Source organism: Dyadobacter alkalitolerans DSM 23607, assembly GCF_000428845.1.
Taxonomy (GTDB): domain Bacteria; phylum Bacteroidota; class Bacteroidia; order Cytophagales; family Spirosomataceae; genus Dyadobacter; species Dyadobacter alkalitolerans.
Genome location: NZ_AUAS01000002.1, coordinates 265,880 through 281,544 on the forward strand (window position 1 = coordinate 265,880; position 15,665 = coordinate 281,544).

General features: G+C 47.4%; 10 protein-coding genes. 8 read left to right on the forward strand and 2 right to left on the reverse strand.

Annotation, left to right across the window (positions count from 1 at the left end; all coding sequences use genetic code 11):
* Positions 1 to 80 precede the first annotated feature (80 nt).
* A complete protein-coding gene (locus G395_RS0104275; protein ID WP_026628945.1) occupies positions 81 to 848 on the forward strand; it encodes a phytanoyl-CoA dioxygenase family protein in 768 nt (255 codons plus the stop codon).
* A 213-nt stretch (positions 849 to 1,061) separates the two neighbouring features.
* On the forward strand, positions 1,062 to 1,667 hold the full coding sequence (locus tag G395_RS0104285) for a YdeI/OmpD-associated family protein (protein WP_229203970.1): 606 nt from the start codon (positions 1,062 to 1,064) through the stop codon (positions 1,665 to 1,667).
* A 27-nt stretch (positions 1,668 to 1,694) separates the two neighbouring features.
* Here the strand turns inward: G395_RS0104285 and G395_RS0104290 are convergent, their stop codons facing one another.
* Positions 1,695 to 2,693, reverse strand: a complete 999-nt coding sequence (locus tag G395_RS0104290) for a bestrophin family protein (protein ID WP_026628947.1) — start codon at positions 2,691 to 2,693, stop codon at positions 1,695 to 1,697.
* Positions 2,694 to 2,864: 171 nt separating this feature from the next.
* Between G395_RS0104290 and G395_RS0104295 the strand changes: the two genes are divergently transcribed.
* The 5 genes from G395_RS0104295 to G395_RS0104315 all read left to right on the forward strand — a co-directional run bounded on the left by G395_RS0104295 (position 2,865) and on the right by G395_RS0104315 (position 11,683).
* Positions 2,865 to 3,383, forward strand: coding sequence for an RNA polymerase sigma factor (locus G395_RS0104295; RefSeq protein ID WP_026628948.1), 519 nt, complete (start codon positions 2,865 to 2,867; stop codon positions 3,381 to 3,383).
* Positions 3,384 to 3,495: 112 nt separating this feature from the next.
* The gene (locus tag G395_RS0104300; RefSeq protein WP_026628949.1) at positions 3,496 to 4,383 is read left to right on the forward strand and encodes a FecR family protein; all 888 of its coding nucleotides are present in this window, start codon (positions 3,496 to 3,498) and stop codon (positions 4,381 to 4,383) included.
* Between the two features lie 126 nt (positions 4,384 to 4,509).
* Positions 4,510 to 8,118, forward strand: coding sequence for a TonB-dependent receptor (locus G395_RS0104305; protein ID WP_229203972.1), 3,609 nt, complete (start codon positions 4,510 to 4,512; stop codon positions 8,116 to 8,118).
* Positions 8,119 to 8,136: 18 nt separating this feature from the next.
* Positions 8,137 to 9,825 (forward strand): RagB/SusD family nutrient uptake outer membrane protein, encoded by a 1,689-nt coding sequence (locus G395_RS0104310; RefSeq protein ID WP_026628951.1) that lies wholly within the window; start codon positions 8,137 to 8,139, stop codon positions 9,823 to 9,825.
* 10 nt (positions 9,826 to 9,835) lie between these two features.
* The gene (locus tag G395_RS0104315) at positions 9,836 to 11,683 is read left to right on the forward strand and encodes an outer membrane protein assembly factor BamB family protein (protein ID WP_026628952.1); all 1,848 of its coding nucleotides are present in this window, start codon (positions 9,836 to 9,838) and stop codon (positions 11,681 to 11,683) included.
* A 39-nt stretch (positions 11,684 to 11,722) separates the two neighbouring features.
* Here G395_RS0104315 and dgoD read toward each other — a convergent pair whose 3' ends face one another.
* Positions 11,723 to 12,871, reverse strand: a complete 1,149-nt coding sequence (gene dgoD, locus G395_RS0104320) for a galactonate dehydratase (RefSeq protein WP_026628953.1) — start codon at positions 12,869 to 12,871, stop codon at positions 11,723 to 11,725.
* Positions 12,872 to 13,235: 364 nt separating this feature from the next.
* Between dgoD and G395_RS0104330 the strand changes: the two genes are divergently transcribed.
* Complete coding sequence (locus tag G395_RS0104330; protein ID WP_026628955.1) at positions 13,236 to 15,641, forward strand: TonB-dependent receptor; 2,406 nt, start codon at positions 13,236 to 13,238, stop codon at positions 15,639 to 15,641.
* Positions 15,642 to 15,665: the final 24 nt, after the last annotated feature.

Genomic DNA, 15,665 nt, shown 5'->3' on the forward strand with positions numbered 1-15,665 from the left:
ATTGTGTATTTACAATTTCAAAAACCCGATCTGAATGCGGACGGCTTGTCCTGCTTTTTGACCCAATTTTAAACAATGTTATGGGAGAAATATTGGATGACAATCAAATTCATGATTTTATAAATAAATGCTTTGTCCGCCTGGACAATGCATTTTCTGAGGAGTTAGCTCAGGCCGCCAGGGATATTTTGTGGGCTGATCTGGGCTACGACCCGTATGATCCGGCGAGCTGGACGAAGCCGGTTGTGCGGCTCGGCATGTATTCGCAGGAGCCCTTTGTGCAATCCGCGAACACGCCGGTTTTGCATAGCGCTTTTGATCAATTGGTTGGTGCTGGTAATTGGCTTCCATGCATGAGTATGGGCACTTTTCCTGTTCGTTTTCCATCAGACGAGGATCCGGGCGACACGGGTTGGCACGTGGATGCAAGTTTCCCGGGTAGTGATCCGGCTAACTTTTTCGAATGGTGGGTCAATGTGAATTCGAGAGGCCGCGCGTTGCTGATGCTTTTCCTGTATTCAGATGTTGGTCAGAATGACGCGCCTACACGCATCCGTGTTGGTTCGCATATGGATGTTGCCCGGTTACTGGCCACAAAAGGCGAAGAAGGTCTTGGATTTATGGATCTGGCAAATGAGTTGGATAAATTTCCTGTCCGCGACGAGATGCTGGCAACGGGTAAGGCGGGAACGGTTTACCTCTGCCATCCATTTATCGCCCATGCGGCTCAACTGCATCGCGGTCAGAACCCGAAGTTTATGGCGCAGCCGCCGTTATTAACCCGAAATGAGCTGCATATTAATGGAAACAGCCCTGTGGAAAGAGCGATTCGAATGGCAATCTCTTAATTCCTGATCACTAAGACGGCTAAGTTTGGCTGACAGTCATTAACTTAGTCGTCTTAGCCATTCAATGATCATGATAGAAAATCGGAACGTGTGCTGTTCGCAGGAATATTTTCAAATTTCTCAAAATAAATCATGACACCCCTGACATAAGGCTGTCGCAGGCCGCTCTTATTTTTGTAAGGAAACAATATTTAACCTTAAATGATAAGAAAAATGTCTGATCAAGCCCATTTGCCTACCATGGAAACTAAAAATAACATTAAGGCTTTCCACGCACCAACAAGAAAGGAATGGCGTGAATGGCTGCAAAAAAATGGTCAAACGGAGCAATCCGTTTGGCTTATCATTTATCATAAATCAAGTAAAACCCCAAGCGTATACTACGCAGAGTCTGTTGAAGAAGCATTGTGTTTCGGTTGGATCGACTCCAAATCTGTGAAGCGCGACGAAGAGAGCACGTACCAAATGTACACGCCGCGAAAAGCAGCGGGCAAATGGAGCGCTGTGAATAAGGAACGCGTCGAGCGGTTAACAGCAGCCGGGCTGATGACACCACGAGGCCAGGCACTCATTGATCTGGCGAAAAAAACAGGAACCTGGGCCGCGCTTGTGGACGCGGAAAACAACGTAATTCCAGCTGATTTGCAGGAATTACTCGATCAAAATGAGGATGCACTTAAAAATTTCCTCGCTTTCCCACCATCAGCCAAGCGCCTTATCTTAACCTGGATCTCTGATGCCAAAAGGCCCGAAACACGGCAACAACGCGTGAAGCTGACGGCAGAAAAAGCAGCGGAGAATGTTCGGGCGAAGGTTTAGTTTTAGGTTGGAAACGCGTCAGCATCTTTAAAACAAAGCTCCAAAATGAGGTTGCAACTTTTCCGGGGTCTGCTCATTTTCGAGCATGTCTATTAGATCTATTTCAATGTTGCGGACGATGGTGCCGACGGGAATATCGTTGAGAAGACCTTCGAAAGGATTTTCGCTGATGTCGCCCACATATTCCATAAACATGAAAACCCAGGAGACGATCATGTTGAACGGAATCAGTAGGAACATGTAATGCTCGCCTAGTTCAACAAATTGCGGCAGCAAGCCAAACGGAAGCAATGTCATGAAAACGAAAATGAATAGATTCGAAGTCGTTGCATATTGACGGGGAAAGGGCGTGTTTTTGATCCTTTCGCTTTTGCCCTGCTCATCGTACAGGCTCGAAATGAGATTTTGCAAGGCGACGTGCTGGTAAGCATCCACCCTACGCGATTGCCTTAACCTGGCCAGATGCTGCGATTGTTTATCCAAAATCTGAGTAGCAAGGTTTTTCTTGCTTTTAAGTGCGTTATGTTCCGAAGCGGCCAGATATTTTTCAATTTCAATCTCGCATGGCGTCTGCTTCCCATGCAGCGCGTCGCGCTGGCGCTTGCTCGCTCGATCCTTATGCTCCCAGCTCGTGCGTTGCGCCATGGCGTTTTTCAATGCATACAGCCACGCAATGTGGCGATAAATCATGATTTTAATTTCATCACATTCACCGGCCAGCTCCGGACCTTCTTCTGCTGCAAAGGCTCGTAATGCGGCACCAAATGACCGGCTGTGATTCGTAATGCTACCCCAGATCTTACGTGCTTCCCAGCTGCGGTCATAGGATTGATTGTTTTTAAAACCAACAAAAAAAGCAGTGGCCGTACCGATCAGCGACACAGGCAACCACGGAATAGCTACCCATTTCCAATCCAAATATGTATAAACAAAAATAGCCATGGAGCCCGTAAACAGTGAGAAAAGCACCATGCGCCAAGAGTAGTAATAAACGATGAGCGGGGACAGGTAACGATTTACATACATAGCGTACAGCCAATGTTGAAGGTGAGTGAATGCGATAAAAATACATGTTTTCGGTGAAACACAGTTTGTAACATGCGATCATTTTGTATAAGTTAGAGGCCTCTTTTCCTGAATACTTACTTCGTCATCATCCGCCACAATCACTTGAAGGATTTATCAGACATAGCGTTAATGAATCTGTTGAAGGATGGAGATGACAGGAATGCCTTCAATGAGCTGTATGTCCGCTACTGGAAGGTTATTTATGATATTGGTTTCAAAAAACTGCACAATGCTTCTCTGGCCGAAGACCTGGTCCACGATCTTTTTGTCGACATCTGGAACAAGCGGCAGCAAGTCCACATTCATTCGACGTTCATTGGTTATATGCACGCTATGCTCACAAACCGTCTCATTGATCAGAGCCGGAAAGATGCGTATCGGTTGCGTGTTCAGCAAGATATCCTGGAAAATACGGCGGTAAATGAAAACCAGTTCTTTGATATCGTCGCGTCCGATGACATTGAAAAACAATTGATGGCGGAAGTCGAAAACCTTCCCGCTGATATGAAGACTATATTTTTGCTGAGCCGGCGGGAGCATTTGTCTACGATTGAAATAGCGCAAAAACTCTCCTTATCTCCGCAAACTGTCAAAAATCAGATCAGTAATGCGATCCGGCGTCTCCGGTTGAAAGAACTGCATTTGTAAAAATCTAGAAAAAATTTACGCGGGAATAGTACCACTGCACTTCCCATTCGTCATGTCATTGTAAGCACCAATTGGGATCCAAATTCAAAGGGTCATCAAAAAATCGTACTCAATGGATATCGACGACCTCTATAAAAACCTTGGACTGGAACCGCCTTCGGATGGCGAAAATAAGCACCAACCCGATGGAGACCACATTAAAGCCAGGATTGACGAGACATTAAATTTTGACAAAACCCGGAATATATTTTGGCGCAAATGGTATGCGATCGCAGCGTCGCTGGCTTTTCTGATAATCTCAGCAGCGGGGGTTTATAATTATACTGTTCACAATGCGGGGTCAGAGGATATGATCACCATCACAGCTCCTTCGGGCGGAACCCGTGAAGTGACACTGCCTGACGGCTCCCATGTATGGCTGAATGCAGCAAGCGTTTTACGATATCCGGCCAGCTTTGGCAAAACACGGGAAGTCTTTCTTGAAGAAGGCGAGGGCTTTTTTCAGGTTAAAAGGGACACAACGGCGCCATTCACGGTCCACAGCTCCCATCTTGACACAAGGGTGCTGGGGACATCATTCAGGGTGAAGGCCTACAAAGAATTATCCCACGAGATCGTAACTGTGGTGAGTGGAAAAGTGGCGGTTTCGCGGGGCGCCGAACCGCTGGCGCTTCTGGAAAAAGACCAGGAAGTGATTTTTGACAAAAACAGTGGAAATGAAAAAGAAGTGCTGGTGGAAGCGGCCGAATCGGTCGACTGGAAATCGGGGAATGTGATATTAAAGTCCGTGCGCTTTGAAGATTTGATATTAGCTGTGGAAAATGCCTATCAGGTGAGCATTCACTTTGATAGGCAAAAATTTAAAGAATGCGAGAACAGCATTCGGTTTAGTACCCATCAGAGCCTCGAAAGTGTGATGGACCTTGTGCGTGACATCCAGGGGATCCGCTACGAAATAAAGGGAAAGGAGGTGATCGTAAGCGGAGAGGGCTGTCAGTAACGTGAAATGCTGGACCTGCGCCAACAGGCCCAGCAAGAATAAATACAATTCCGGGGGCTGATTTTGACGGATCCACTCCCCGGCTTTTGCCGTGTTTAATAAGTGTTTACTAAACCTAGGTAATTTATGAAAAGAAGAACTACTAAACTAATCAGAGTCATGAGGGCCGGATTGATCGTGTTTGGGGTGTTGATTACTACGGCGGGGACTTTGCTGGCCGAAAATGGTTACAGCCAGCGTCTCATGGGCAAGAAGGTCACGGTCAGTTTCAGTGACGTTTCGCTCGAAAAAGCCATTGAAAAAATCAGTAAGGCAAGTCAGATCGACTTTTCCTACAACAATAAAGAAGTCAGAAAGATAAAGGTCCATAGCAGTAACTTCCAGGAAACCAGTGTCAAAGAAGTGCTGGAATCGGTTTTGGCCGAAACCCCCTACTCTTTCAGGGAAACGGAGGAAAGCATTGTTGTTTTCAAAACAAAAGACCAGCCGGCAGCGATGGAAAGCCTGTCAAACCGTCCACTGATAACGGGGCAGGCGTCTTCTTTAAATATAAAAAAGGACATTGTCATTAAAGGTCAGGTTACGGATTCTGAAAACAGTCCGCTGCCTGGTGTTAGCGTGCTCGTGAAGGGAACGTCGGAAGGTTCTTTGACGGATGAAAATGGTAATTTCAAGATCAGTGTAGACTCAGAGTCAGGCGTTTTGATTTTTTCTTACATTGGTTTTCAAACCAGGGAAGTGCCGGTCGGCAATAACACAAGCCTGACGATTGCATTAAAAGAGGATACAAAAAGCCTGAGCGAGGTCGTCGTGGTGGGCTATGGAACGCAGAAAAAAGCCAACTTAACCGGCGCCGTGAGCACGGTTGACGTGGATAAAACCATGCAATCCAGACCGGTCACAGACGTGGGCCGGGCATTGCAGGGTGCCGTTCCGGGCCTGACGATTACGACAACGACCGGCGATCTGGGCAGCAGCCCGCAGATCCGCCTCCGGGGAATGGTTGGTTCGCTGAATGCGGGCAACGGCGCACAGCCGCTTATTTTGCTGGATAATGTTGAGATACAAAGCTTGCTCCTTGTTAACCCTGACGACATTCAATCCATTTCTGTGCTTAAAGATGCTGCATCGACTTCTATTTACGGAAGCCGGGCTGCCTGGGGCGTTGTTTTAATCACATCAAAATCCGGAAAGAAAAATACACGCAACCAAATCTCCTACTCCGCCAATTTTTCACAAAGCACACCTACAAATACGCCCAAGCTCGCTCCAGCAGCGGATGGGCCGGAATATGCATTGCTGGCTGCAAAACGCAACAACCCGTCGGCCACGACATTCGGGACGGTGGGCATGTATTTCACAGACGAAAGCATCCAGAAAATCCGGGACTGGGAAGCGCAATATGGGGGTCAGGATTTGGGCAATGAAATGGTCCTGGGCCGCGATTTCGACATTAAGGATGGCCGCCTATACTTTTACCGTCCGTGGGACGCGGGCGATATGTATATGCGCAAGTGGGCGCCGCAAAGCAATCATAATCTGGGCTTTACCGGTGGAAATGATAAAACCAGCTATAACGTCAGCCTCGGTTATATGGGGCAGGAAGGCGTTTTGAAAGAAAAAACAGACCTTTTCAAACGTTATAGCGGCACATTCAGCATTAATTCTGATCTGAACAAATGGTTTAGCCTGAATGCCAGGCTATTACTCTCGAAGAATGTAGCGGAAAGTCCGTTTTCTTTTGGCGGAACGACCTATGACCCGCTTTATTATCTGTATCGCTGGCATTCGGTTTACCCGTATGGGACTTACGAAGGCAAGCCGTTTAGAAATGTGGTTACAGAGGTTCAGCAGGCCAATATGCTCAACTATTCGTCCAATTTCATCCGGGCAACGGTGGGTGGTCAGTTTAAGCTGGCAAAAGACCTGACTATTGACGCCAATTACACTTATTCCAACACCAACGATCACCTGCGCGAAGTGGGAGGAAGCGTTACGGCCTGGAACCAGTGGAACGGTGTGCCTTTGAAATATGAAAATTATACGAGCGCCACTTACGACCGTGTTAAGTACAATTCCAACTGGAATGAGATGCACACCTTCAAGGCGTTTGCAACTTATTCGAAAGATGTAGAAAAGCATTCGCTCAAATTCCTGGCCGGTATGGATCTCGATTTGTTCAAGAGATGGGGACAGTCTTCCGAAAGGCGCGGGTTACTGGATCAAACGCATGGAGAACTGCCGCTTGCAACGGGCGATCAGTATGTAGATGGTTTCAGGGGACATTGGGCTACGCAAGGTTATTTTGGCCGGGTCAACTATACATTCAATGACAAAATTCTGCTGGAAGTAAACGGCCGCTATGACGGTTCGTCATTCTTCCCAAACAACAGCCAGTGGGCATTTTTCCCATCCGTGTCAGCGGGCTATGTTCTTACTGCCGAGCCGTTTATGTCATTCAGCAAACCTGTTCTCGATAATTTGAAAGTCCGCGGATCATGGGGCTCGCTGGGCAATACGGACGTGGGTAACACCACATTCCGGCCGACTATGGCCTCTTCCGCTTCCAACTGGTGGATCGGAACAAGCAATATGGTGACCGTGGCAACGCCTTCGCTTGTGCCGCCATCGCTCACCTGGGAAAAGATCAGCACGCTCGATCTCGGTCTCGACGCGAGCCTATTCAATAACAGACTGGCCGTTACATACGACTGGTACCAGCGAACCACAAGTGATATGATCACGGGCGGCATCGTGCTCCCCAGCAGCTTCGGGGCAACGCCTCCGAGAAGAAACTATGGCCAAATGCAGACAACAGGCTGGGAAATCGCACTCGACTGGCGGCAAAGCCTGGCCAGCGGTTTTAATTTCAGCGTAGGTTTATCATTGTCTGATTTCAAGGAAAAGATTACCAAGTTTGACGGAAATCTGGTCAACGGAAATTACAAAGGCAAAATTCTGGGTGAGATCTGGGGTTATGAAACAGACCGCTTTTTCCGGAACGACGACTTTCAGCAAAATACCGACGGCACATTGATCACCGACGCAGCCGGTCATTACATTCTTAAAGACGGCATCCCCAACCAGACCAAGCACGAAGCAGGCACATTCTTCTATGGCCCGGGTGACGTAAAATACAAGGACCTGAACGGCGACGGAACGATTTTCACCGGCAGCAGCAGCCTCGATGATCACGGTGATTTGAAAGTGATCGGTAATGCTACGCCACGCTATCAATACGGGATCCGCTTGGGCGCTGATTGGAAAGGCTTTGACCTGAATATCTTCATGCAAGGTGTCGGTAAGCGCGACCTTTGGGCTTCCGGCTCCATTTTTATTCCAGGAAACAACCCTAATGATGCCATGTACGCGCATCAGATGGACTACTGGACGCCGGAACGGCAAGATGCTTTTTATCCAAGACCTACCAACACCGGGCAGTCCAATAATACGCAGAACTTCCTGATCCAGGATAAATATCTGCTGGATATGTCTTACCTGAGAATGAAGAGTGTGAATTTTGGTTACCGGTTGCCCGCGCGTCTGACGCAAAAAATCAAGATGCAGAACCTGCGCATTTATGTGAATGGCGAGAACCTGTTTGAGTTTGATAACCTCAATATCCCGATCGATCCAGAAGTGGATTTCCGTAATTCCACGATCGATCGCGCAACATTCGGACGGGTTTATCCTTATCGCCGGAGCGTTTCAATGGGTCTTCAACTTACATTCTAATTCAAAAACACAGTCATTATGAAAAAGATATTGCTCATCCTTTCCATTTCACTGCTTGTTGTAACGGGGTGTAAGGAGGATTTTCTCACCCGCGAGCCGCAGGATGCGCTCACGGATGACAGCTACTGGACCAATGAAAAGAATGTAAGAACCTTTGCCTGGGGCTTTTATCCCAACTATTTCCCTGCTTATGGCTCTGGATTTACATTCGGCAGATATTTTACAGGACAAACATTAAATGATGATTTTGCCCCGCTGAGTCCAACGCAATTTATCAAAAACGTCCCCGCTACTTCCACAACCTGGACTTTTACCTGGGTCAGAAAAGCGAATCTTTTCCTGGATCGCATTCAAACTGTTCCGATGGAGCAGGATGCCATCGCGCACTGGTCGGGGATTGCGCGGTTTTTCAGGGCGATGGAATACCACGAGCTCGTGCGGACTTACGGCGATGTGCCATTTTACGACAAGGCCCTGGACGAGAAGGATGCTGCGGGACTTTACAAGAAACGCCAGCCGCGTACCGAAGTGATGGACAAGGTTTTAGAAGATTTTCAGTTTGCTGCTGCCAACGTTCGAGCTGATGACGGCGAAAAGGGCCTGACGGTTAATAAGTCGGTGGTTTTGGCTTTCATGTCTCGCGTGTTCTTGTTTGAAGGGACTTATTTGAAATATCATAACATTGATCAGGCACGGGCTAAAACGTATCTGGAAGCGGCCAAATGGGCTGCTAATGAGGTGATTCAATCCGGCCGCTATGCTATTGCGGAGAATTACCGCTCCCTGTTTACATCCATCTCACTGGCGGGTTCGAAGGAAATGATCCTTTATCGAAAATATGAGACCGGGCAGCTTACGCACAGTTTGAACAGCTATAACAACAAAGAACCGCAATCCGGCGCGTCTAAAAGTGCGGTGGAAAGTTATTTGTCTAAGGATGGCTTGCCTATCGCTGTTTCGCCCTTGTATTTGGGTGACAAAAACGTTAAAAATGTGATGACAAACCGTGATCCACGCATTACATCAACGTTTGTGGATGCCTTGCGTGTGAGCAAATATGCGCCTAATGCTTCGTCTAGTGGTTATGCAACATTGAAATTCTTTAATGAAGAAACCAAAGAGTTGCCCGAAGGAAGTGGTTCGCTCAACCAGACAGACGGCCCGGTGATCCGCTATGGAGAGGTTTTGCTAAATTATGCGGAAGCCGCTGCGGAACTGGGCGCGATGGTGCAGGCTGATCTGGACCAGTCGGTAAATCTGCTGCGCGCCCGCCTGGGTATTGCTTTGCCGCCATTGCAAGTTTTGGGAGGCTTACCGGCTGTTAACGGAAAGGTGTATGACGACCCGAAACGGGACAAAACAGTCTCGTCACTGTTATGGGAAATCCGTCGTGAGCGTCGCGTGGAACTGATGATGGAAGGTTTTAGATTAAATGACCTTACCCGCTGGAAAAAGATGGAATATACTGATACACAATCCAATGCAGACATTAACCGGGGCGCATGGATCAAAAAAGCAGATTATCCCAACACGGATGCCATCATCGAAGGCGGTGCTGCAGAAGGCTACATTATCCCCGCTTCAAAGCCTGAATCACAACGCTTATTTGAAAGTCCGAAAGTTTACCTGACCCCTATCCCATTGGATCAGATCAAGCTTTACCAGGATGCCGGCTCTGAACTGGCACAGAATCCCGGCTGGGAATAATCATTACATTATGAGATACTTCGCACTTTGCCTGTTGCTTTGCATTGCCCCGTTTTGTTTTGGACAAAATGAAAATTTCAAATTCGCTTTCGTCAGCGATACACACGTGGGCGGCTCCACAGGTGCGGAGGATCTCATGCGCACGGTGAAGGACATCAATGCCAATCCATCGCTCGATTTCGTCGTGGTGACCGGAGACATTACGGAGTTCGGCTCCGATGATGAGCTGACATTGGCTAAGGCTATACTGGATAGTCTGCAAAAACCCTGGCATGTCATACCCGGCAATCACGATTCAAACTGGTCGGAAAGCGGGAGTAATAGCTTCAAAACCATCTTCGGTGCCGAGTCTTTTTATTTTCAGCACAAAGGTTATGCATTTCTCGGAACAGCGTCGGGGCCTAACATGCGGATGGGTCCCGGCCAGGTTCCGAGGGAACATCTGGTGTGGCTCGATAGCACATTAAGCAAGCTGCCCGATCCAAAAATGCCGGTTATTTACCTCAACCATTACCCGCAGGACTCCGCACTCAACAACTGGTACGATGCTCTGGACAGGTTAAAAAAGAACAATGTTCAGCTGATCCTCTGCGGCCACGGGCATAGTAACAAAGAATTTGATTTTGAAAAGATCCCCGGCGTGATGGGCCGCTCCAATCTCCGGGCAAAGGAAGAGATCGGCGGCTACAACATTGTGACCATAAGCAATGGAAAAGCGTCTTTTGAAATAAAAAAACCATTCTCCGACAGTCTCAGCGCTTGGAACGAAGTAACATTAACAAATCACCAATTTGCAAAAAGCACTGAAAAATTCCCAAGGCCGTCTTACGCGGTGAACGATCAGTTTAAGAATGTCGAAATGCTATGGAATTACCAGGACAACAGCGATATAGGCTCCGGTGTGACCTTGCATAACAAAGTCATTTTGTGTTCTGATACGAAAGGTGTGCTGTTTGCTTTGAACAAAAAGGGAAAGAAGATTTGGGAATACAAAACCAATGGTAAGATTTACGCCACGCCTGCCGCTTCCGGTTCGAGTGTAGTCGTGACTTCCAGTGATAAGAACATCTATTGTGTCGATGTAAAAAACGGAAAGCTGAAATGGAAATTTACTGCCGAAAAACCAATCGTCGCCAATCCCGTGATTGCTGACGGTAAAGTGTTTACGGGTGGTTCGGACGGCCATTTCCGCGCATTAGAGCTGGAAACCGGTGAGTTGGTCTGGGATTTTAAAGATGTAAAAGGATTCGTGGTTACCAAGCCATTGATTTATCAGGGAAAGATCTTTTTCGGCTGCTGGGCCAATGACTTCTATGCCCTCGACCTGAAAACCGGCGCATTGGTCTGGAAGTGGAACAATGGTGCTGCTAACCGAATGTTCTCGCCAGCAGCCGTTTATCCCGTCGCTTCCGGCAACCGCCTCTTTATCGTCGCCCCCGACCGTTACATGACTGCACTCAATGCCACTTCCGGGGATGTAATCTGGCGCAAACAAATTCCAACCGTCCGCGTACGGGAATCCATCGGACTTTCCTCAGACAGCAGTCTTGTCTTTGTCAAAACCATGGATGGTGACATTTACGGCGTCTCCACCAAAGCCGATTCCATGGAACTGAGCTGGAAAGCCAAATTGAAATTACCCTACGAAATCTCCCCCACCGCATTGGTCGAAACCAACAACATCCTATACGTTCCCAGCAACTCCGGAATAGTGTGCGCCATTGACCGGAGCAGCGGCGAAACGATATGGAAACACAAAATTTCCAACGCACTCATCAGCGGCATCACACCTGTCGATAAGCGGACGGTGCTGGTAACGACAATGGACGGGAAGATTGTCATGTTGCAGACGCGCTGATAATCTCTTGGGAACATGCTCAAAGTAACTTTTTAACTCTTACCATTCCGCAGCGCTGCCATCCTCATGCGTCCAAAGCGGATTTTTCCAGTTGTGGCCTACTGCTGCCATTCTCCTCACCTGTTCTTCATTGATCTCAATACCTAAGCCCGGGCCTGACGGAATCTTTACGAAGCCATTTTCATATGTAAAAACGGTTTTATCTTCCAGGTAATCCATCAAATCATTGCCCTGGTTGTAATGGATGCCCAGGCTTTGTTCCTGGATAAATGCATTGTGGCAGGTTGCATCCACTTGCAGACAGGCAGCCAGCGCGATGGGTCCAAGTGGACAATGCGGCGCAGCGGCAACGTCAAACGCTTCGGCCATGGAAAGGATCTTTTTACATTCCGTAATGCCCCCAGCGTGGGACAAATCTGGCTGGATAATGTCCGCATAACCCTGTGTAAGCAACTCTTTAAACTGCCAGCGGCTGAACATGCGTTCGCCGGTTGCGATCGGAATGCAGGTATGGTTCGCAATTTCGCGCAGCGCCTCATTGTTTTCCGGCAACACAGGTTCTTCGATAAACATCGGCCGGAATTGCTCCAATTCTTTGGCAAGAACCTTCGCCATCGGCTTGTGCAGACGACCATGAAAATCCACGCCAATATCCAAAGCATAACCCACTGCTTCCCGGATCGACGCAACCCGAAGCAAAACAAGGTCGATCTTTTCGTAAGAATCAATGTATTGCATTTCGTCGGTTGCATTCATTTTAATGGCTTTGAAACCGCTATCGAGCGACAACTTAGCCGCAATCGCTACATCCGAAGGCCGGTCGCCCCCGATCCATGAATACACCTTGATTTTATCCCTGCATTTCCCGCCAAGCAGCTGGTGCACAGGCGCATTATAGAATTTTCCTTTAATGTCCCAAAGTGCCTGGTCGATACCCGCGATCGCACTCATTAATATGGGTCCACCCCGGTAAAAACCGCCTCTGTACATTGTATTCCAATGTCCTTCAATGTCCATCGGATCTTTTCCGATCAGCGTATCCATCAGCTCGATCACTGCCGCCTTCACCGTCGCCGCTTTCCCCTCGATCACCGGCTCACCCCAGCCAATAATGCCTTCATCCGTCTCTATTTTAAGAAATAACCACCTCGGCGGAACCTGAAAAAGCTCGTAACTTCTAATTTTCATTTTGACAAATAATTAATGACACATTAAAGGAAACATATTCCATTGGTTGATTAAAGCGTTGGTTGGGAATTTTATAATGGAGTTGTTCAGAAGAATGGCCTCAGTAAAAATGAACGATACCAACAAATCGCAGAGGGATGCCATATCCTCCGGGATTGGAGTAATAGGCACAGTTACCTCAGCTCATGAAAGTAAAATCATCGAATCCCCTCTTCACCAAGCTCCATTTCAAAAATTCCTTTCTGGATTCTTCCGAGTAATCCGAGGATAGCTTAGCATTAGATATCGCAAAAATTTAAACAAACATCTGCAACGTTTCCGGGGTTGGCTCGTCATTGCGGTACTACGAGACCAAACCTTAGCCATGAGAAAAGTTTTATTGACTATTGCTGCGTTTACAGCCAGCATCTGCTTCACATTTGCCCAGCACATTAAGATCTCCGGATTGCTTCTGGACTCAACTGCTTCAAAACCCATTGAATTCGCTACCATCGCGCTCCTTAAAGATGGCAAAATTGTCCAGGGCGTGAATGCTGATGCGAAAGGACGCTTTGCTTTTCTGAAAGTAGAAAAAGGCGAATATGCTGTTCAGGCTTCGCTGATGGGTTATGTTTCAAAAACGGTTGAAAAAATTATCGCGAAAGATGAGGACATTGAAATGGGCATTATTAAGCTGGCTCCGACTGTCCAGAACCTGAGTGAAGTGACTGTTACCGAGCAGAAAGCGCTTTTTGAGGAGAAGGCGGACCGCATGGTTTACAATGCTGAAAAAGACATTAGCATCAAAGGCGGCGATGCAACGGACGTGCTAAAAAAAATCCCTTCTGTGGCGGTGGACATTGAAGGCAATGTGCAGTTGCGCGGCAGTTCCAACATTAAGGTGCTGATCAACAACAAGCCGTCGAGCATTGTGGCGCGGAGTGTTTCGGACGCATTGAAGCAAATACCGGCGGATATTATTAAACAGGTGGAAGTAATCACTTCGCCATCAGCCAAGTATGATGCGGAGGGCACGGCAGGGATTATCAATATCATTACCAAGAAAAATACGCTGCGCGGCACGAACGGTTCGATCAGCCCGAACTTCGGACAGTGGAACAACTGGCAGAATGCGAGCATTAACCACCGCATGAAAGCCGTTAATATTTCGGCAAATGGTGGTTTCAATGATTGGAAAAACAAGCGCTTCATGCAACTGCGACGCTCATTTACCAATGGCGACACACTTATTGACCAAAATCAACCGCAGCGGATCACGGGAAAGGGTAAGAATTCGTATGCAACGGTCAATGTCGATTGGGATGTGGATTCGCTGAACAGGATTGGCGCGGGTTTCAATTATTACAATGGTGTGAATACCAACAACTTTGATATCGAGTTTACGGAGAGCGGCTTGGGCACAGTCAGGCAATATTTTAAACGGGATATGAGCCGCACTTATGACTGGGCAGGTGCCACAGTGAACCTGGATTACACGCGTTTGTTCAAAAAACCTAAAAAGGAAATAACGTTGCTCATGATGTATTCCTTTGAAGGTGAAGACAGTGATTATTATTCCAACCTCCTTAACCGCGAGCAAACAGTATATTACCGCGAAAAAAGTTATAACATCAGTAACAACAAAGAAGGAACCGTTCAATTGGATTTTACCAATCCGATCGATAGCATCAGCACATTGGAGTTGGGCTCCAAGACAATTTTCCGCAAAATCTTGAGCGATTACCGGATTTCCAGCGCATCCGACGGTTCGACCGATTTCAGGGACATGCCGCAGCTCGCGAATATCTTTGACTACGCCCAGCAGGTGACATCCGCTTACGCTGTGTACACCCGGACGCCCAAAAAACGCTGGGGCATAAATCTGGGGGCCCGTTATGAACACACTTTTATCCAGGCTAACTTTTTAAACGGGACAGCCTCGTTTTCAAACAATTACGGCAATTTGATTCCCAGCGTAAGTTTATCTCGCAGTGTTAAGAAAGACCAGCAGCTACGGCTGAGTTACACGCAACGCATTCAGCGACCACAATTTTTTTACCTGAATCCATATGTGAATCAGGCTGATTCTAAAAATCAATATGGAGGAAACCCCTATCTGAAACCTGAGCTAACACACTCTATTGAAGCCAATTACAGCATTTCCATTAAACAAACCAGCTTTAACGCATCATTCTTTTTGCGGCAGACAAACAATGCGATCGAAAACATCAGCTCCGTGGATACGAGCGGCGTTTTAACCCAAATTTTCCAGAATGTGGCTCAGAACTCAGCTTACGGTTTGAATCTGAGCGCCAACACGAAAATATTGAAGCAATGGAGCGTAAATGGCTCATTGAATGTATTTTATAATGTATTGGAAAGCGAAGAGCTCAAAGCGCGCAATGCGGACTGGATGTATCGGATCAACCTGAATTCGAGCATTGATTTTGGAAAAGGCATTAAGGCGCAGCTTTTTGGTTTTTATAATTCCGCGCGGGTTAACCTGCAAGGAAAATATGGCGGATTCGGCTTTTATAATATGGTTTTGCAAAAAGAAGTGCTTAAAAAGAAGGGCACAATCGGGTTTGGTTACGACAATCCATTCAACAGAAAGATCAGATGGCGAAATGATTTCGTAGGGCCTAATTTTGTACAAATCCAGGATGTGGCCATGTACAGACGCGGCTGGCGGATCAATTTGAAATATGAATTCGGACAAATGAGCAGCGGCCCGCGCCAGAAAAAGCGGATTAGTAACGATGATAAAAAAGGCGGCGAAGGCAACAACTGACCAGGATCGCCCTTAGTGGCATGC

Excerpts from the sequence above, each read along its gene's own strand:
- G395_RS0104275 (WP_026628945.1), top strand. The coding sequence starts at position 81 with ATGGGAGAAATATTGGATGACAATCAAATTCATGATTTTATAAATAAA.
- G395_RS0104285 (WP_229203970.1), top strand. The coding sequence starts at position 1,062 with ATGTCTGATCAAGCCCATTTGCCTACCATGGAAACTAAAAATAACATT.
- G395_RS0104290 (WP_026628947.1), bottom strand. The coding sequence starts at position 2,693 with ATGTATGTAAATCGTTACCTGTCCCCGCTCATCGTTTATTACTACTCT.
- G395_RS0104295 (WP_026628948.1), top strand. The coding sequence starts at position 2,865 with ATGAATCTGTTGAAGGATGGAGATGACAGGAATGCCTTCAATGAGCTG.
- G395_RS0104300 (WP_026628949.1), top strand. The coding sequence starts at position 3,496 with ATGGATATCGACGACCTCTATAAAAACCTTGGACTGGAACCGCCTTCG.
- G395_RS0104305 (WP_229203972.1), top strand. The coding sequence starts at position 4,510 with ATGAAAAGAAGAACTACTAAACTAATCAGAGTCATGAGGGCCGGATTG.
- G395_RS0104310 (WP_026628951.1), top strand. The coding sequence starts at position 8,137 with ATGAAAAAGATATTGCTCATCCTTTCCATTTCACTGCTTGTTGTAACG.
- G395_RS0104315 (WP_026628952.1), top strand. The coding sequence starts at position 9,836 with ATGAGATACTTCGCACTTTGCCTGTTGCTTTGCATTGCCCCGTTTTGT.
- dgoD (WP_026628953.1), bottom strand. The coding sequence starts at position 12,871 with ATGAAAATTAGAAGTTACGAGCTTTTTCAGGTTCCGCCGAGGTGGTTA.
- G395_RS0104330 (WP_026628955.1), top strand. The coding sequence starts at position 13,236 with ATGAGAAAAGTTTTATTGACTATTGCTGCGTTTACAGCCAGCATCTGC.